The sequence below is a fragment of the Caballeronia cordobensis genome (assembly GCF_001544575.2).
GTDB classification, from domain to species: domain Bacteria; phylum Pseudomonadota; class Gammaproteobacteria; order Burkholderiales; family Burkholderiaceae; genus Caballeronia; species Caballeronia cordobensis.
Window position 1 is genome coordinate 1 of sequence record NZ_FCNY02000030.1, and the last position, 17130, is coordinate 17130.

Genomic DNA, 17130 nt, shown 5'->3' on the forward strand with positions numbered 1-17130 from the left:
CAACGATCCGTCGGCGCTGATTCTGGGCGACAACATCTTCTACGGGCACGATCTGGCGAAGCAACTCGATGCCGCCAACAGCCGCACCGATGGCGCGACGGTGTTCGCCTATCACGTGCACGATCCGGAGCGATACGGCGTGGTCGAGTTCGACCAGAAGTTCCGCGCGCTGTCGATCGAAGAGAAGCCTGCGAAGCCGCGTTCGAATTACGCGGTGACGGGGCTGTATTTCTACGACAATGAGGTGTGCGACATTGCTGCGGACATCAAGCCGTCGGCGCGCGGCGAGTTGGAGATCACGGATGTGAATTCGCGTTATCTCGAGCGCAAGCGTCTCGATGTGGAGATCATGGGACGTGGCTACGCGTGGCTGGACACGGGCACGCACGATTCGCTGATCGAGGCGGCGACGTTCATCGCGACCTTGCAGAAGCGTCAGGGACTGGTGGTGGCGTGTCCCGAAGAGATTGCGTACCGCAAGAACTGGATCGGCGAGGAACAACTGCTCGAACTCGCGCGACCGCTTGCGAAGAACGCTTACGGTCAGTATTTGCTCAACCTTCCGAAGGACCAGGTCGCATGGCAATTCAAGTAACCGCTACGGCGCTGCCCGAAGTCAAGATCATCGAGCCGAAGGTGTTCGGCGATGCGCGTGGCTTCTTCTACGAGAGCTTCAACGCGCGCGAATTCGCGGAGCACGTGGAAGGCGGCGTCGAGTTCGTGCAGGACAATCACTCGCGCTCGGCGAAAGGTGTCCTGCGCGGGCTGCACTATCAGATTCAACATGCGCAGGGCAAGCTCGTGCGCGTGGTCGAAGGCGAAGTGTTCGATGTCACCGTGGACATCCGCAAGAGCTCGCCGAACTTCGGCAAGTGGGTAGGCGTGCATTTGTCGGCGGAGAATCACCGTCAATTGTGGGTGCCGCCGGGATTTGCGCACGGCTTCGTCGTGCTGTCCGAAACCGCGCAGTTTCTCTACAAGACGACCGATTACTGGTATCAGGCGCACGAGCGCAGCATCGTGTGGAACGATCCGGATATCGGCATCGAATGGCCGATTGACTTCGAGCCCATGCTCGCGGCGAAGGATGCGGCGGGGAAGCGTTTGTCGGAAGCTGAGGTGTTCGCTTGAATGAAGAGAAAGTCATGACCGCCCGCGCGCAACGCACGATTCTCGTCACGGGCGTGAACGGTCAGGTGGGCTTCGAACTACGACGTTCCTTGCAAGGACTCGGACGAGTCGTCGCCTTGGACCGAGCCGCGCTCGATCTCGCCGATCCGGCTAGCATTCGCGCGTGCGTTCGGTCGCTGAAGCCTGCGGTGATCGTGAATCCCGCTGCATACACCGCGGTCGATCAGGCCGAAAGCGATGCCGCAGCCGCACGCGCCATCAACGTGCAGGCGCCCGCGCTCCTTGCCGAAGAAGCGAAGCGCCTCGACGCCTTGCTCGTCCACTATTCGACGGATTACGTGTTCGACGGCGCGGGCACGCATGCCTATCGCGAAGACGACGCGACTGCCCCGCAAAACGTCTACGGTGCGACCAAGCTCGAAGGCGAGCAGGCGATTGCCGCTTCGGGCGCATCGCATCTCGTGTTCCGCACGAGCTGGGTCTATGGATTGCGCGGCCGCAACTTTCTTTTGACGATGCTCAAGCTCGGGCGCGAACGCGACGAACTGCGCGTCGTGGCCGATCAAATCGGCGCTCCGACCTGGTCGGCGACGATTGCTGCACTGACGGCATCGGTCATCGCGCAGGGCGTCGCGAACAGAACGGATTTCGCCGATTGGGCGCGAGAGAAGAGCGGCGTTTTCCATCTCACGTCGAGTGGTTCGACGTCGTGGGCCGGTTTTGCAGAGGCGATCTTCGCCGAAGCGCAGCTCGAACATCCGCCACGCGTGATTCCGATTCCGTCGTCGGATTATCCGACGCCTGCGCGGCGCCCGTCCAACTCCCGGCTGGATGGCGCCAAACTGGCCCGCACGTTTGGTCTGGTTGCGCCGGATTGGCGCGAAGCGCTCGCGCTGTGTCTGGCGTCGCGCTGAACGTGCCGCATCGCGCAGATGAAGCGAGCCTCGACCGGCTCGGCGCCGTGGTGGTTTTTTACAACCCGGATTCGAGTTGCATCGACAGGGCGAACCGGCTTTCGCGCTGGTGCCGATGCATCGTCGTCGACAACACGCCCGCACGCGCGGAGAGCGAACGCACCCGCGTGTTGCTCGACGAATCCGTCGTGTATCTTCCGAACCACGCGAATGTCGGCATTGCCACGGCCCTCAATCAGGGCATCGAGCGGCTGATCGCGGATGGCTTCGAGCTTGCCATGCTGTTCGACCAGGACAGCGAATCGACGCTCGAGCTCATCGGCGGGCTGAAGGACGTGATGCGCGCATGCCTCGCGCGTGGCGAGCGCGTGGCGCTCGTCGGACCGGCTTATGAAGATGCGCGTCTGCGCGGGCTTGCCCCGTTCGTGCGCTTCGGATACTTCAAGCTCCAGCGTGTGACGCCGGCGGGCGACGTGCCGCTCGACGTCGACTTTCTCATCAGTTCCGGTTCCTGCGTGAATCTCGCGTGCTGGCGCGATGTCGGTCCGATGGACGATGCGCTTTTCATCGATTTTGTCGATACGGAGTGGTGCATTCGCGCGAAATCGCGAGGTTTCCGTGTGCTGGGCGTGCCCTGGATCAGCATGACGCACGAACTTGGCGAAGAGCCCGTTCGTGCGTTCGGGCGAAACTATCCGATGCACAGCCCCGTGCGGCATTACTACCTTTTCCGGAACGCCGTCACACTGCTCAAGCGCGGCTATGTGCCGTCTACGTGGAAATCCACCGAGCTCATCAAGCTGCCGGTGCGCCTCGTGATCTACGCGTGCTTCGTTCCCGATGGCCGCACGCACGTGAAGATGTCTCTACGCGGCTTGTGGCACGGGCTGATCGGACGGCTCGGCCCGCTGGCCTGAACGCGCGCGCAAGCCCGCTCAGTCGAATTGCCCGATGCGCGGCTCGTCGGCAAGCGCGAACGGGCGCTTCGACGTGTCGAGGGAGAGATTCGGGTTGTAAGCCGGATCGCGCAACAGGCTGTCGCCCCAGCGGGTTTCCATGAGCCGGACTTCGCGCTGAAAGCGCTGAAACTTTTCCGGCGCCATGTCGGAGCCGCGCGTCGCCGATTCGTGATGGTACAGCTCCGCATGCGGCGTCCACACGTTGCGATAGCCCGCTTCGCGCACGCGGATGCAGAAATCGACATCGTTGAAGGCAACGGCGAACTGCTCGTCGAGGCCGCCCACTTCCTCGTAAATCGACTTGCGGATCACGAGACAGGCGGCCGTCACGACGGAAAGATTCTGCATGGCGACTGCGCGCCCGAAGTAGCCGAAGGTGCCGCGCCGCATCTTGTAGTGCATATGGCCCGCGATGCCGCCCAGCCCCAGCACGACCCCGCCGTGCTGCAAGGTGTCGTTGGGATACCAGAGGCACGCGCCGACCGCGCCGTTTCCGGGCTGCGCGGCAATCGACACGAGTTCTTCGAGCCAGTCGGGCGAAATCACTTCGATGTCGTTGTTCAGCAGGCAGACGAATTCTCCGCGTGCGAGCGCCACGGCCGCATTATTGAGCGCCGAGAAGTTGAACGGGCGGTCATCACGGATCACGCGCACGTTCGGCCGCGCGCTCAGCGTGTCGAAATAGGCGAGCGTCTCGGGCTTCACGCTGCCGTTGTCGACCACGATGATCTCGAAGTTCGGATACGTGCTCTTCGCGAAAACGCTCTCGATGCACTGTCGCAGCAAGTCGACGCCGTCGCGCGTCGGAATGACGATGGAAACGAGTGCCGCGGGCGAGGGCGGCGCATAGCGCACGCGCAGCAAGCCGATATCGCTCGCGACCTGTCCGACCGTTGCGCGCACGCCGGCGCGCGCGAGATGTTCTTCGACCGCGCGGATGCCGGCCGTGAGCGCGTAGGGCTTTTCAGTGCCGGCGCCCGCGGTGCTGCCCGGCACGATGCGCCAGTGATAAAGCACGTGCGCAATGTGATGGACCGCGTCGTGCCCTGCGATTTCGATGCAACGTAGCGCCAGATCGTGATCCTGACTCCCTTCGAAACCCTTACGGAAGCCGCCGGCCTGTCGCATGAGCGCCGTTTCGTACACGCCCAGATGCGAGAACAGATTCTGTACGAGGAACAGCTCGGGGTTCCAGTCGCTCTTGAAGTAGGGCGCGCTGCGCCGGCCTTCGGGCGTGAGTTTGTCCTCGTCGCTATAGAAGAGGCGCGCGCGGGGATGTGCGTTGATGGCCGCGGCGACGTTATACAGCGCGTGTTCGGGCAGGATGTCGTCGTGATCGAGCAGGGCGACGAATTCGCCCGTGGCGAGCGCCAGCGCGCTGTTGCTCGCCTCGGAGATGTGGCCGTTCTGCTCGCGAAGCGTGATTCTGATGCGTGAATCGCGCGCGGCGTACTCCCGCAAGGTCGCTACGACCTCGGGATGCGGCGAGGCGTCGTCGGCGATGCAGAGTTCCCAGTGCGGATACACCTGCGCCAGCACCGATTCGATCATCGCGCGCAGAAACGCAATGTCGCTGTTGTAGGTCGGAACGAGGACGGAAATCAGCGGCTGCCTCGGCAGCGCAGCTGCCCGCGCGCGCAGGATGTCACGCTTGGCGTCGTCGATCGTGTCGTGTTGCTCGATCCAGCTCGCATAGGCTTCGGGGCTGTCTTCGAACTGCTCGCTCGCGAGAATGCGGCGTCCGCGCCGCACGATGCCGTCGATGCCTTCCTTGCGGAAGATCGCGTAGTAATGCGCGAGCGCTGAACGCAGGCCGCCGCGCATCCTGACGGCGCGCGCGGCTGACTCGAACGACCGGTTCGCCTGTTGCGCGCGCACCGATGCGGCGCGCAGCGGCGCCGTCACGCGCCACGACAGGGACGTGCGCAGCGCGGTCAGTTCTGCTTCGAGCAACGCAATGGTCTTCTGTTGATCCTCGGCGGCCTGATCCGCGCGCCCGGAAGACGCGAGCCGCCGTTGCAACCCGGCGACCGTTGCTTCGAGCGCTGCGATGCGATCGGCCTCCGACGCGCCGCCGGGAACGTGCTCCGGCACGGTATCGGTGTTTTGCGGGGGCGGGGCGGTGCCGCGCGGAGTAGGTAGGGTCATTCGGGTGCGGGCTGCCTGCGGCCGGCGGGCGCCGTGCCATCTCTCGTGCCCGTATTTCGGGCGGATCGCAGATTATATCGGACCGGAACCGGACGCCGGGACCGCAAAAAATGCTTCGAAAAGTAACGCGGATGAACCGGACGGGTCCCGGACGGTCGGAAGTCCGTCGAGAGTGAGCGCAGAGCGAGCTGTATGGCTGCCGCGCGTGCGCCTGCCGCACGTTGGAGATTCGGGGCCTCGACCATTACAATACGGCCTCGATATTCAGGCAGGCCGCCTTCCAGGCGTGCCGGTCGCGCGGCGTGGGCCGCGTTCAGTTCCGCCTAGCGCAGAGCATGCGCGCCGTTACTCGCTGCGCTCCGGGCTACGATCGCCGCATGGCGGAACCGCTCATCTGGAATTTAAAGGGTCTAACTTTACAATGCAACGACAAATTACGGTACGAGGCGGCGAGACGAAAGCAGCGCTTGCCTCGCGCGACGTGCTCGACGGCATTCGAGCCTATACGATCTGGTCGACGCTCGCATGGCAGGACATTCGCCAGCGCTACCGGCGCTCGGTGCTGGGGCCGTTCTGGATCACGCTCACGATGGTCGTGACGATCGCCGGCATGGGCCCGCTTTACGGCGCGCTCCTCAATATCAGCACGGAGGAGTTCGTACCTTACCTCGCGCTCGGCATCATCACGTGGGGTCTCATTTCGACGCTGATTCTCGACGGCTGTATGGTGTTCATCGGCTCGGACAGCATCGTGCGGTCGGTGCGCCTGCCAATCACGCTGCACGTTTTCCGCACCGTGTATCGCAACGTGCTCTTCTTCGCGCACAACATCCTCGCGTATATCCCGGTGATGCTGTACCTGAGACTCGCACCGCGCGTCGAGTGGCTCATGGCGATTCCGGGGCTCTTCATCATCGTGCTCGCCGCGATCCCGCTCAACATCATTCTCGGCATTTTCTGTGCGCGCTTTCGCGACATGCAGCCGATCGTCGGCAGCGTCGTGCAACTGGCCTTCTTCCTTACGCCGATCTTCTGGAAGCCGTCGGCGCTCGGTCATCGCGCGTACGTCATGGATTTCAATCCGCTTTACATGTTCGTAGAACTCGTGCGCGCGCCGATGTACGGCGCCGGGCTCAATCCCAAGGTTTATATCGGTGCCGGCATCACGACACTGGTCCTCTATGTGATTGCGATTCCGCTCTTCATTCGCTTCCGTTCTCGCATCGCGTTCTGGATCTAAGACATGGCATTCCTCAAACTCGAAAACTGCAGCCTGCATCTCCCGGTCTATGGCGCAGGCAATCGCTCGCTCAAACAAATGGTGCTGTCGGCGGCGACCGGCGGGCGCATCGCCGCGGACAGCCGCAAGCTCACCGTCGTCGAGGCGCTGCGCGACGTCAGCCTCGAAGTGAGCGCGGGCGATCGCGTGGGTCTCGTCGGCCATAACGGGGCAGGCAAGACCACGCTCTTGCGCCTGCTCGCGGGCATTTACGAGCCAACTGCGGGCTCATTCCGCTCGCAGGGACGCGTCACGAGCCTGCTCGATCTCACGCTCGGGCTCGATTACGAAGCCACCGGTTACGAGAACATCGTGCTACGGGGCTTGATCCTGGGCGCGTCGAAGGCGGACATGATGCGCCTCACGCCGCAGATCGCCGATTTTTCCGAGCTCGGCGACTACCTGAACATGCCGGTGCGCACGTATTCCAGCGGTATGGTGCTGCGCCTCGCGTTCGCGATCGTCACGAGCGTGCACGCCGACGTCCTGCTGATGGACGAGTGGCTTTCCGTCGGCGACGCGAACTTTGTCAAGAAAGCCGAGGCGCACATGCAGGAGTTCGTCGGGAAGGCGGATATCCTCGTGCTGGCGTCCCATAACGCGAAGATCATCGAAGATCTCTGCAATGTGATCGTCGAGCTGGAGCATGGCACGGTCAAGGACGTGCGCCGCATCTGAATCTGGACGCAGGCTCAACGCGGAGCTGCGATGCTGGCGCCCGCGGCGGCATGGTTCGGCTTCCTGATTCATGGCAAACCTCAGTCAAATATCGAATAGCCTATGCTGGGTTTGACCGTTTTCGTTACGAGCGAGTTGTTCCCCTTCACGCAGGGCGGTATCGGCCGCGTGTTGACGAACATGCTCGATGCGCATCGCTCGACGAGCACCGAGGCGCACGGCACCGCCGTCGTGTTCCTCGGCGAGCCGATCGACGCGTCGCGATTCGCGGAGCGCTTTCCGGGCGTGTTGCTTGTCGATGCGTCGCCGGCGACTTACGCGGAGCGGGATGACGGCTTTCGCTACCCGCCGGCCGGGCAATATACGACTCATCCGCTGCACGTGGATTCCGTTCGCGCGATGCAGGCGTTGAAGCGCCTCGAGCGCGAGCACGGTCCCCTGCGCTACGTCGAATTCCCCGATTGGGGCGCGGTCGCATTCGCCTCCGTGCAGGAAAAGCGCCTCGGGCTCGCGTTCGAAGGGGCTACGATGGCCGTGCGCCTCCACACTTCGGGCAGCGTGCTAAACGCGATGGAATCGAATCCGGTCGATCGCTCGTCGCTCGCGCTCTACGATCTCGAACGCAAGGCGCTTTCCGATTGCGACGTCGTCATCGGGCAAGTGAGCGCCACCGCGCGCGCGATGCAGACCTTCTTCGATTTCGCCGATGACGAATGGCTGCCCCGGCTCGTCATCGATGCGCCGCCGGTCGTGCTCGATCACGGCGCGCCCGCGTCGTCATCGATCGTGCCGGGCAACGACACGCCCATCGCGTTTTCGTCGAAGATCCAGCGCATCAAGCGGCCTGACGTTTTCGTTCGCGGATGCAGCGACTTCCTGCGCAAGCATCCGGAGTATCGCGGCATCGTGCATGTGCTCGCGATGGCGCCCGATCCGGTCTATCGCGAAGAAATCCGCCGTCTCGTGCCGGCCGATCTGGCACATCGCTTTTCGTTTCAGTTCGATGCCGACAGCGAGGCGCGGCATGAACTGATACGCCGCTCGGTCTGCGTCTTCCCGAATACGTTCGAATCTTTTTGCCTCGCGGCCTACGAAGCGTCGTTGTCCGGTGCGCTGTGCATCGTGAACCGGTCCAATCCCGCATTCGCCGAGGCGACGCCGTGGACCGACGACGAGAACTGCGTCAAGTTCGACGGCACGCCCGCCGATCTCTCGCGCGCACTTACGAAAGCGTTCGCGGCCGGCGCTGCTGTGGCCGTGGCGCGGTCGCCGGCGCATGCGCGCCCATGGGAGTCGATCGCATTGCACGAGGCCGAACCAGCAACGGCCGTTACGGCGCTTCCGCTCGTCAGCGTGCTCGTGCCGCATCACAATCTTGGCGCCTATCTCGAAGCGTCGGTCACGAGTGCGCTCGCGTCGGACCATGCGAATCTCCAAGTCATCGTGGTCGACGATGCATCGACCGATGCAGAAAGCGTCGAAGTCGTCGAGCGTCTGGCGGCGAGCGCCGATCCGCGGATTCGCGTCGTCCGGTCACGGCAGAATCTCGGGCTTGCGGCGACCCGCAATCTTGCGCTCGCGCATGCTCGCGGCATGTACGCCCTCACGCTCGACGCCGACGATCTAATCGACCCGCGCTTCGTCTTTGTTGCCGTGAAGGCGCTCGAGCGTCATCCCGAAGTATCGTTCGTCGTGCCGCAAACCGCTTATTTCGACGATGCGCCGGACGCTGATCCCGCGCGCTCGCCGTGGCCGCAATGCATGACCTTCGTTGGCGAAGCGCGCGCGTCCGGACTGCTGCAGAACCGCTTTTCAACCGCGACGATCATGGGACGCATCGAGGCGTTCCGCGGACTGGTCTACGATGAATCGCTGAGCGCGTACGAGGATTGGGACTTATATATGCGCGCGGTCATGGCGCGCCGGCGCTTCATCGTGACCAATGCCGTGCACTTCTACTATCGAAGGCGCGCCGGCTCGATGATTCACAGTGAGGCGGCATTGCGCCGTATCAACTCGTATTACCACGAGATCGTGCGTCGAAAGGAAATCAGGATCGGTCAGAACACCTTGCCGATGTATATCGTGGAAGGGGCGGCCGACAGTGACGCTCTTGCGCTCCTGCGCGCGCAACTGGCCGCCTACGAGAACAGCGCGGTCGTGAAGGCGGCGCTGCGCGCGCGCGAACTTGCGAGCCGCTTGCCCAAACCCGTGCAACTGGGGTTTAGACGCGTTGCTGCCTTCGTGATGAAGGCCCGCGCCGGACATCGTGCGAAATAGCGCCCGGCGCAGGACCGGATGCGGCCGAAAATATCAGGATAACGTATGACACCCGATAACCCGAACTCTCGCGAGTCCGCGCAGGCGGAGCGCCGTCTGTATGATCTCGCTGAAGCAAACACGGTTCTCGCCAGGCAGGTCGAGGCATTGCAGCGCACCATCGACGACCAGCAGCGCGAAATGAAATCGCTGCGGGACAATCAGGACTTGCGCAAGCGGCTGTTTCAGACCATCGCAAAGGTGCATGCGGAGTGTGAGCCGATACATGCGGTTCCCGAGGCAAGCGACGACTCCGCGCAAGCAAGCTTCGCGCGTGCGTTCCCCGCCGAGCGCACGTTTGAGTGGCAGGCGACGCGCGACACGATGTACGCCAATCCCGACGAGCGTTTCCGGAAGGTCTGCCACATCTTTCATCACGACTGGGTGGGCATGCGTTCGGCTGTCGGCGCGTTGCCGGGTTGGAAGCTTTCGATTCCTTCGACGAGCGGCATACCGGTGCGCGAGATCGAACTCATCATGGGGCTGCTGCAGGAGCAGGGCGTCGAAAAGCTCGTGCTGCATGGCATCTCCGATCCGATGTACGCACTGTCGCGCTCGCTGACGCAAGCCGGATACGACCAGCAATATCTGGTCTGGCACGGCACCACGACGCAGTGGGTGTGGGATGACGAGCGGCGTTTCGCGCAACGCGCCATTCAAATGGCGCGCGAAGGCAAAGTCCGCCGCTTCAGCGCGATCCGGCGCGGCCTCGGCCCGATCGTCGGCGAGCGCAATTTCGCGCCGCAACTCGTGAACATGCCGCCGCGCTTCGCCGATGGGGCGATCGCGCATCGTGCGCACCGCGGCGATAAATGCAGCGCGCTCGCCCCGTCGTGGAACGATTTGCGCAAGAACCTCGCGACCAATGTGCTGGCCGCGCAGACCGTGGATCGCGTCAGCGAGGTTTTCGTCGTCGCGAAGGACTTCGATCTGCCCGAGTGGCTCGCGCCGAAAGTGCAGAAAGTGCCTTATCGCGATCACACGAGCATGCTCGAAATGATGGCGACGATGGACATCGTCCTTAACGTGACGACCATCGACTGTCATCCGATGGTGGACCTCGAAGCGATGTCGGTGGGAACGCCGTGCGTGCGCGGCCCGCTCTTTCTCGACGGGCTGGAGGATCACGCGTATGTCCGCGCCACCGCGGTCGACAACCCGATGAGCGTGGAAGATGTGGCGCGCCGCATCGACAGCGTGCTCGGCATCGAGGCGGGGGAACTGCAAGATATGATGAACGATTACAAACGTGCATTGCTCGAGTTGTCGCGTGAGCGATACCTTGGATTCCTGGAGATCTGAAGGCCGCCCATGAGAGTATTCGTCACGACAGAACTGTTCCCCTTCACGCACGGTGGCATTGGCCGGTCGATCGCAAACATGCTCTCGGTGTCGAGCGAGCAGGAGTTGGCGAGCACCGCCGTCGTCTGGGTGGGCGACGAGTTCGATGCCGCGCGCTTCGAGATGCTCTATCCGAAGGTCAGGCTGATCGTCGCGTCCCGCGAGACCTATCGGCTCGTCGACGACGACGGCATCAGCTATCCCCCGGAGTGGGCATTCACGGCTACGGAGTGGCACTGGCAGTCGGTCCGCGCGATGCAGGGGCTTCTGCGTCTTGCGGCGGAGAAGAGCCTCGACTATGTCGAGTTTCATGACTGGGGCGGCCTCGCCTTTGCGTCGCTGCAGGAAAAGTTGCTGGGCCGCGCGTTCGCGGATACCGTGCTTGCCGTGAGGCTCCATACGGCGGACAGCCTGCTTGCGGATGTCGACAGCCGCCCCGTCGACAAACGCGCGCTCGCGGTCTACGACCTGGAGCGCAAGGCGCTCGCCGATTGCGATGTGATCGTCGCGCAACTGCCGGAAGTGGCCCGCGCGATGCAGGCCTTCTTCGCATTCGCCGATGACGACTGGAATGCACGCCTCGTGCTGCATGCGTCGCCGGTCGTGCTGGATATCGGCGCGGTCGCTGCGCGATCCATTGAACCGTCGAGTGATACGAATATCGTCTTCTCGTCGAAGATCCAGCATCTCAAGCGCCCGGAATTGTTCGTGCGAGGGTGTTGCGGCTTCCTTCGCGCGAATCCGGACTATCGCGGTTCGATCGTGTTCGCCGCGCACTCGTCCGACGAAAATTATCAGCAGCGCATCGAGCGCATGGTGCCAGCGGATCTTCGCCAGCGCTTCCAGTTCCTGGACAAGCTGAACGTGACCGAGCGGCACAATGCCGTGTCGCGTTCCGTCTGCGTGTTCACGTCGCCGTTCGAGTCGTTTTGCCTTGCGGCGTACGAGGCATCGATGTCGGGAGGGATATGCGTGGTGAACGCGACGAACCCGGCTTTCGGCGAACATTCGCCCTGGATCGACGACGTCAACAGCATCAAATTCGACGGCGGCGCCCCGAGCCTTGCCGCAGCGCTTGGGCGCGCGATCAAGGGCGGCGCGCGCGATATCGTGCGCGTTCCGCAGACGGCGGCGCCGTGGACGCTCGCGCCGAAGCCTCGCGCGGACGCTCCGGCCGTCGATTCGATGCCGCTGGTGTCGGTCGTCGTGCCGCATTTCAACCTTGGTCACTATCTCGTCCGGACCATCGACTCCGTGCTCGCATCGACCTATGCGAACGTGGAACTCGTGGTCGTCGACGATTGTTCGACGGAGCGCTTCAGTCAGCTTGCAATCGAGCGGCTTGAGGGCATTCACGAGCGCTTGCGCATCGTGCGCAACGAAATGAATCTCGGGCTCGCTGCTACGCGCAACGTCGCATTGACCCACGTGCGCGGCGACTATGTGCTAACCCTCGATGCCGACGATCTGATCAGCCCCGGATTCATCGAGCTGGCGGTGGGCGCGCTGACTGCGCGGCCTGGCTACGATTTCGTCATCCCGCAGACCGGTTTCTTCCTGGACGCCGACGAGGGGCAGATCGGCCGGCAGGTGGCGTTCACGGACTACGCGGTGTTCTTTGGCGAGGCTGCGGCGATCGGCATGTACGAGAACCGGTTCTCCACGGCGACATGTCTCGCGCGCACACGCGTCTTGCGCGAATTGGGCTATCGCGAAGAGCTGGAGGCTTACGAAGACTGGGACATGTACATGCGCGCGACGGCAGCGGGCAAGCGCTTCGTCGTCACGAATGGCATTCACTTCTTCTACCGGCGCCGCCAGGAGTCGATGTATCACACGCCCGAGCGTTTGGCGCGTCATCGGTCGCTCTATCACGACCTCATTCGCAAGAAGACGTGGCGCACGGGCGTATTGCGGATGCCGCTCTACGTCGTGGAAGCCGGAACGAGCAGGGGTGCGGAGGCGGAGGCGCTGATGGAACGGGTCGAAGCGATGCAGGCGCGGTTGAACCACTTCGAGCGTAGCCGGGCGGTGTTCGCTGTATTGAAACTGCAGAGCTGGGCACAGCGCAATGCGCCTTGGGTGGCGCGTCTCGCGCGTAAAGGCGCGAGAGTCGCCCGGGGAATGCTGCGGCGTTTGCGGTCTCGAGGCTGAGAAGCAGCATCATTTCATCGCGATGCTTGTCGAGCCGGTTTCCGCCAGAGGCGGGCGCGAGAGCCGCTCCCGCCAATCCCTCTCTCTCAGGACTTGTCGAGCATTCGACGCAGGCGCGCCCGTGCCGAGGCCCAATCGCCGCGGAGCACGCTTGCTCCGAAGCGTAAAGGCTTGGTCATACGCCAGGTGCGAGAGTTCAGCAACTGCCGGTTCTGCGCAGTCGCGGCATTGCATTGAGTTTCTGTTGCGGCCACCTGCTGGCTCAATTCGGCCACTTGCGCGTTCAACGCTTGATTCACGGCAATCGCGTCCTGAGTACGCTGAAGCTCTGCTTGATTGGCCGCGGTCAATTCGGCGATCACGTCCTGCGTTCGCTGAAGTTCCGCTCGATTGGCCGTGTTCAACTGGCCGATGTGCGCATTGAGCGCGCCAGACTTTTCACGCTCCGAACCGAGAAGCAAATGCAGTTCGGCCACTTGCGCATCCAGCGTCGCGATTTTCTGATTCACGTATTTCGATTGCTCGGCCCATTGCCGCATCCCGTTGCCCTTGAATCGCCAAGGCACGGGCGCGGCTTCGTTCGGGTAGGACACATCGATGGTCCGCGCCAGGGACGGAGCGCGTTGAACGAGATCTTCGACCTTCGCGAGCCAGGCGCCACGCCGTTCCAGGTTGCTCGAATGATTGGCCAGATGCGGGTCTTGCATGAATGCATCGAAGTCCTGTTCGACTTGCAAGGCATCACGTTTCTGCTGATAGAAGAGATTGCTTCCGCGCAACCAGCACGGAATACCGGCAAGCTGCAGCCACAGCGCCACGTGGTAAGACGAGGAATATCCGATCGCGCCTTCGACGGGAGCGGCCAGCGTAGGCCATCGGCCGAATGCGAGTTGCGCGAGTTCGAGTACGCGATAGTCCGCAAACGGGAACGTTCTTTCGAGCTCCTTGATGGCTTCGCGCGCGTCGAAGACGTCCAGCCGGCGGTCGCCGTAAGCCTGGAGAATCGTCGTGCCCGAACGTGCCGCCGCGCTCGAGGCGAGGATAGCCAGCTCGCGCGGTATGCCTGCCGGGTTCGTCGCGTTGCCGGTATAGCCGGAGATATTCATGTGCATCAGTAAGCCGTTGCCTCGACGCAGAGGCAGATTGGCCGTCAGCTTTTGCAATTCTTCCGTGGCGTCGTCGAAAGAGAACGAGGGTTCGTAACCGGCCTCGGTCATCCACTGGTACGAAAGCTCGTCGCGTACGCCGAACAGAGCGGCCGGATATTTGCCGAGATGTTCCAGCACGCGCGATTCGAAGGGCCTCGTGATTTGCAGACCGGACGCGAAATAGAGCGCCGGTTGAATCGTTGCGAGCAAATACTCGATGATGGGCAGGTAGTATTCGCCCCACTTATCGTTGAGAAATCCGCCGCCGTACAGATGCAGTGCGCTGATATTGCGCATCGTACGGATTCGCTGAAGACTCAATCCGCTGTCTTCGAAATCGCGCGCGACGGGAGACACGAAAACGATTGCATCGGCGTCGTAAGTACGTCGCATGAACTCGGGAAATTCAGGGTCGCCGATGGCGTCAGTCGACATGACGAGCACTATCTTGTATCGGCCGAGGCGTCGGTGCAGCGCGATCGAATTCAATAACTGCGCAATGTCGCCGAAGTTGGGATAGCCGAAATCGCTGCCCAACAGAAAGATTTTTTCGTCGAGGCTGTCCAGGGCTGAGGAGCTAGCTTCGTCGCAGTAGCAACAGAATGATTGCATAGGTTCGGGGCTCAAACGAGAGAGCGCTTTAGCGTGTGGATCGTCTGAAGGGGACGCGGAAGAGCTTTGCGAAAGCGCGCGGAAAAGACTGCGGCGCCACCAAGCGCTTCAATGCCTCTGCGGTCTGATTGGCATGTCACGCCAGTGGTCCGAGCGAGAGGAACGCTCATATTCCGCAAGAGGCGTGTCGACTTGGTGCACGGTCTCTCCACATCGACGAAAATCGAATAAAGCCGGTATATCTTCGAGGCACGTCGCGGTGGTTTGGGCATTTCGTGCGGAAATTCATCCATTTTTGTGCGGCTGAAGCCAGGCAAGTATTCGTTCGGCGGAACTGAAGGCTGCCAGAAAAGAAGCCGTTCAAAACGTGCATTGAAATGACACGAGTCCAGTTTATCAATTTTTGTAACTTACCGATGCAATATCCTGTCGCTCACGCCCGCAGGGGACGCTGGAAATACAGGGTTCGCGCGCGGCCTCACATCACATCAGCGCGCCCTAAAGCATGAACCGGTCAGCGCGAACCGCGACCGTCTCCGAAAAGGCGCGTTCCGAGCCAGAGCAAGACCAGTATGTTCACGCACAGCAAGCCCAAAAACGAGAGGAGATACACGTTCGGTGCCGTGTCTCGTCTTACGAGCGGCACCGTTACGTCCTTCCAGGCAGGTGAAGGCGAGTAGAGATCGAACGTCTCGTCAAAACCAGAGGACTGGACGCGCACGATCCCGGACTGACTATGCGATCTGAATGCGAGCGTCGCTGCCACGCCGCTGCCCTGATCCTGCCAGGTTATCGTGTCTGCGGGATAGCCCGTCGAACACCACGCGCCATCGGTGAATGTCCAGTGTCCTGAGAGCGCGCCCGCGGTGACGCCGCCGTCCGCATCGCGAACCTGCTGTAGACATACATCGCTGCTCGTGGCCGCAGGATTGCGCTCGCCTGTGGCTGAAATCGAAATCGGCGCTGTGCTCATGAGCCAGTTCGCCGGGAAATGCGCTGTGAAGATGAGACCTGTCGCCAGCGTCACAGCAATGAACTTAAGGCCGGTCGATGCTTGGTTCGTGTGGCCGGATGCACGTCGTTTCGTCGAGAATTCGGCGAAGCCAAGTATGACCGCAAGCGCAATCGCGATATAGCACCAGTAGAAGTACCGAAGGTCGGACGCTACACCGATCGGAAAGTACGTGAGTGAATAGAGTGCCGCCGAGCAGGCGAGCACGAAGGCGTACTTCCCGCACGAAGAACTTCTCTCCCAAAGAAACCCCAGAGCCAGCAGGCAGGCCGCGCAGACCGCGGACCAATATATGGGCACCGACGCAGCGAGACCGACGCCGAAGGTCGTGTATCTGTTGATCCGGCGTGCTAACGCGTTCAACCGGGCGGGCACGATGTTTCCCGCGGAGATCGTATTGGGTGAATCGAGGAATGTCCTCAATCCAGGTGTCTTGAGAAAATATTGGTAGCTTGCAAGCCGGCTACGCAGAAAAGCCGCGGGGTGACGCGCAATCTCGGTGACCCAGGTGGTCATCAACAGTTTGCTGCCCCACAACTGCTGATCGCGCAATGCCGTGGAGACGAACTGGCAATCATCGAGGGGGCGTCCTGTCGACCACGAATAGTTGTCCCAGGCGTGCGGCCGGTAGCAATTTTCGACGAGCATTCGACTCTGTTGAGCGGACCACCGGCCCGGAAGCAAGTTCTCGCCGGTGTAATAGGACATTCCCCCGAGACCATAGACTTCGACGGACGAAACGGCATGGGTTCGCTCCACGTTCAGCGCCACGCTCAAGGCTGTCGATAACGCGACAACGCCGGCCAAACAAACAAGCGTGCCGACCAGCGTCGTCCATATCGAACGGCGATGCAGCGCCCACATGAGAAGCGGTGTCGCGGCGAATATTCCGTTGGGCCGCACCAGGACGCCGCACAGGATCAGGATGATGCCCGCCGTCAGCGACCAGGAAGCGCGTTTGCCGCTCCGCGCGGCGAAGGAGCGGCTGCGGAAAAGAAGGCCGGCCGCAGCCCACCAGAACGCGGCGTGCAGGACATCCTTCCAGACAAGGCCAGAGAAGTTGAGGCACACCGGCAGTAGCGGAACGGCAAAGCAGAGCAGGCTCGGCCAGCCCCATCGATGGCGCAACTCCCACGCAAAACAGGTCGCGCCTCCCCAGATGCCCGCGGAGATCAGTATCAGCATGCCGAGTGCGCCCGGCAAGACCTTGAGCATCCACGACCAGAGCAGCGCCATGAAGACGGGATGCCAGTCGGAGAAGCTGTGATGGACCGCCTGAAGATACTGATCGCCAGAGTCGGAACTGATCAGTCCAGGATAGAAAGCGGCGACATTGAAGCAGAAGCCCGCGAGCCCGACGCTCGCAATCGTCAGTGCAAGTGCCCGCGAGTGCCGATGTTTCATCGGCGCGTGCCTTGCGCCCGATATGTCGTCG

Annotated in this window: 12 protein-coding genes; 9 read left to right on the forward strand and 3 right to left on the reverse strand. The window is 62.2% G+C overall.

What is annotated here, in order from left to right:
* The 4 genes from AWB70_RS34650 to AWB70_RS34665 all read left to right on the forward strand — a co-directional run.
* On the forward strand, positions 1-595 hold a 595-nt coding region (locus tag AWB70_RS34650; protein WP_060854248.1), incomplete at its 5' end, for a sugar phosphate nucleotidyltransferase.
* The gene (rfbC, locus tag AWB70_RS34655; protein WP_060854249.1) at positions 580-1131 is read left to right on the forward strand and encodes a dTDP-4-dehydrorhamnose 3,5-epimerase; all 552 of its coding nucleotides are present in this window, start codon (positions 580-582) and stop codon (positions 1129-1131) included. The genes AWB70_RS34650 and rfbC, both read left to right, overlap by 16 nt.
* A gap of 14 nt (positions 1132-1145) precedes the next feature.
* Positions 1146-2045, forward strand: a complete 900-nt coding sequence (gene rfbD / locus AWB70_RS34660; RefSeq protein ID WP_053568667.1) for a dTDP-4-dehydrorhamnose reductase — start codon at positions 1146-1148, stop codon at positions 2043-2045.
* 2 nt (positions 2046-2047) lie between these two features.
* Entirely contained in the window at positions 2048-2962 is a 915-nt protein-coding gene (locus AWB70_RS34665; RefSeq protein ID WP_235024414.1) for a glycosyltransferase family 2 protein, read from the forward strand.
* Between the two features lie 18 nt (positions 2963-2980).
* Here AWB70_RS34665 and AWB70_RS34670 read toward each other — a convergent pair whose 3' ends face one another.
* A complete protein-coding gene (locus AWB70_RS34670; RefSeq protein ID WP_082378069.1) occupies positions 2981-5152 on the reverse strand; it encodes a glycosyltransferase family 2 protein in 2172 nt (723 codons plus the stop codon).
* 421 nt (positions 5153-5573) lie between these two features.
* Between AWB70_RS34670 and AWB70_RS34675 the strand changes: the two genes are divergently transcribed.
* From AWB70_RS34675 to AWB70_RS34695, 5 genes are all read left to right on the forward strand, one after another.
* The gene (locus AWB70_RS34675) at positions 5574-6392 is read left to right on the forward strand and encodes an ABC transporter permease (RefSeq protein WP_053568666.1); all 819 of its coding nucleotides are present in this window, start codon (positions 5574-5576) and stop codon (positions 6390-6392) included.
* A 3-nt stretch (positions 6393-6395) separates the two neighbouring features.
* The gene (locus AWB70_RS34680) at positions 6396-7109 is read left to right on the forward strand and encodes an ABC transporter ATP-binding protein (RefSeq protein ID WP_053568665.1); all 714 of its coding nucleotides are present in this window, start codon (positions 6396-6398) and stop codon (positions 7107-7109) included.
* A 102-nt stretch (positions 7110-7211) separates the two neighbouring features.
* The gene (locus AWB70_RS34685; RefSeq protein WP_053568664.1) at positions 7212-9389 is read left to right on the forward strand and encodes a glycosyltransferase; all 2178 of its coding nucleotides are present in this window, start codon (positions 7212-7214) and stop codon (positions 9387-9389) included.
* A gap of 45 nt (positions 9390-9434) precedes the next feature.
* Positions 9435-10730 (forward strand): glycosyltransferase family protein, encoded by a 1296-nt coding sequence (locus AWB70_RS34690; RefSeq protein WP_053568663.1) that lies wholly within the window; start codon positions 9435-9437, stop codon positions 10728-10730.
* Positions 10731-10739: 9 nt separating this feature from the next.
* A complete protein-coding gene (locus AWB70_RS34695; RefSeq protein ID WP_053568662.1) occupies positions 10740-12923 on the forward strand; it encodes a glycosyltransferase in 2184 nt (727 codons plus the stop codon).
* Positions 12924-13009: 86 nt separating this feature from the next.
* Here AWB70_RS34695 and AWB70_RS34700 read toward each other — a convergent pair whose 3' ends face one another.
* Both AWB70_RS34700 and AWB70_RS34705 read right to left on the reverse strand, forming a co-directional pair.
* A complete protein-coding gene (locus AWB70_RS34700; protein ID WP_143281739.1) occupies positions 13010-14683 on the reverse strand; it encodes a polysaccharide pyruvyl transferase family protein in 1674 nt (557 codons plus the stop codon).
* A 514-nt stretch (positions 14684-15197) separates the two neighbouring features.
* Positions 15198-17099, reverse strand: a complete 1902-nt coding sequence (locus AWB70_RS34705) for a hypothetical protein (RefSeq protein WP_053568660.1) — start codon at positions 17097-17099, stop codon at positions 15198-15200.
* Positions 17100-17130 lie beyond the last annotated feature (31 nt).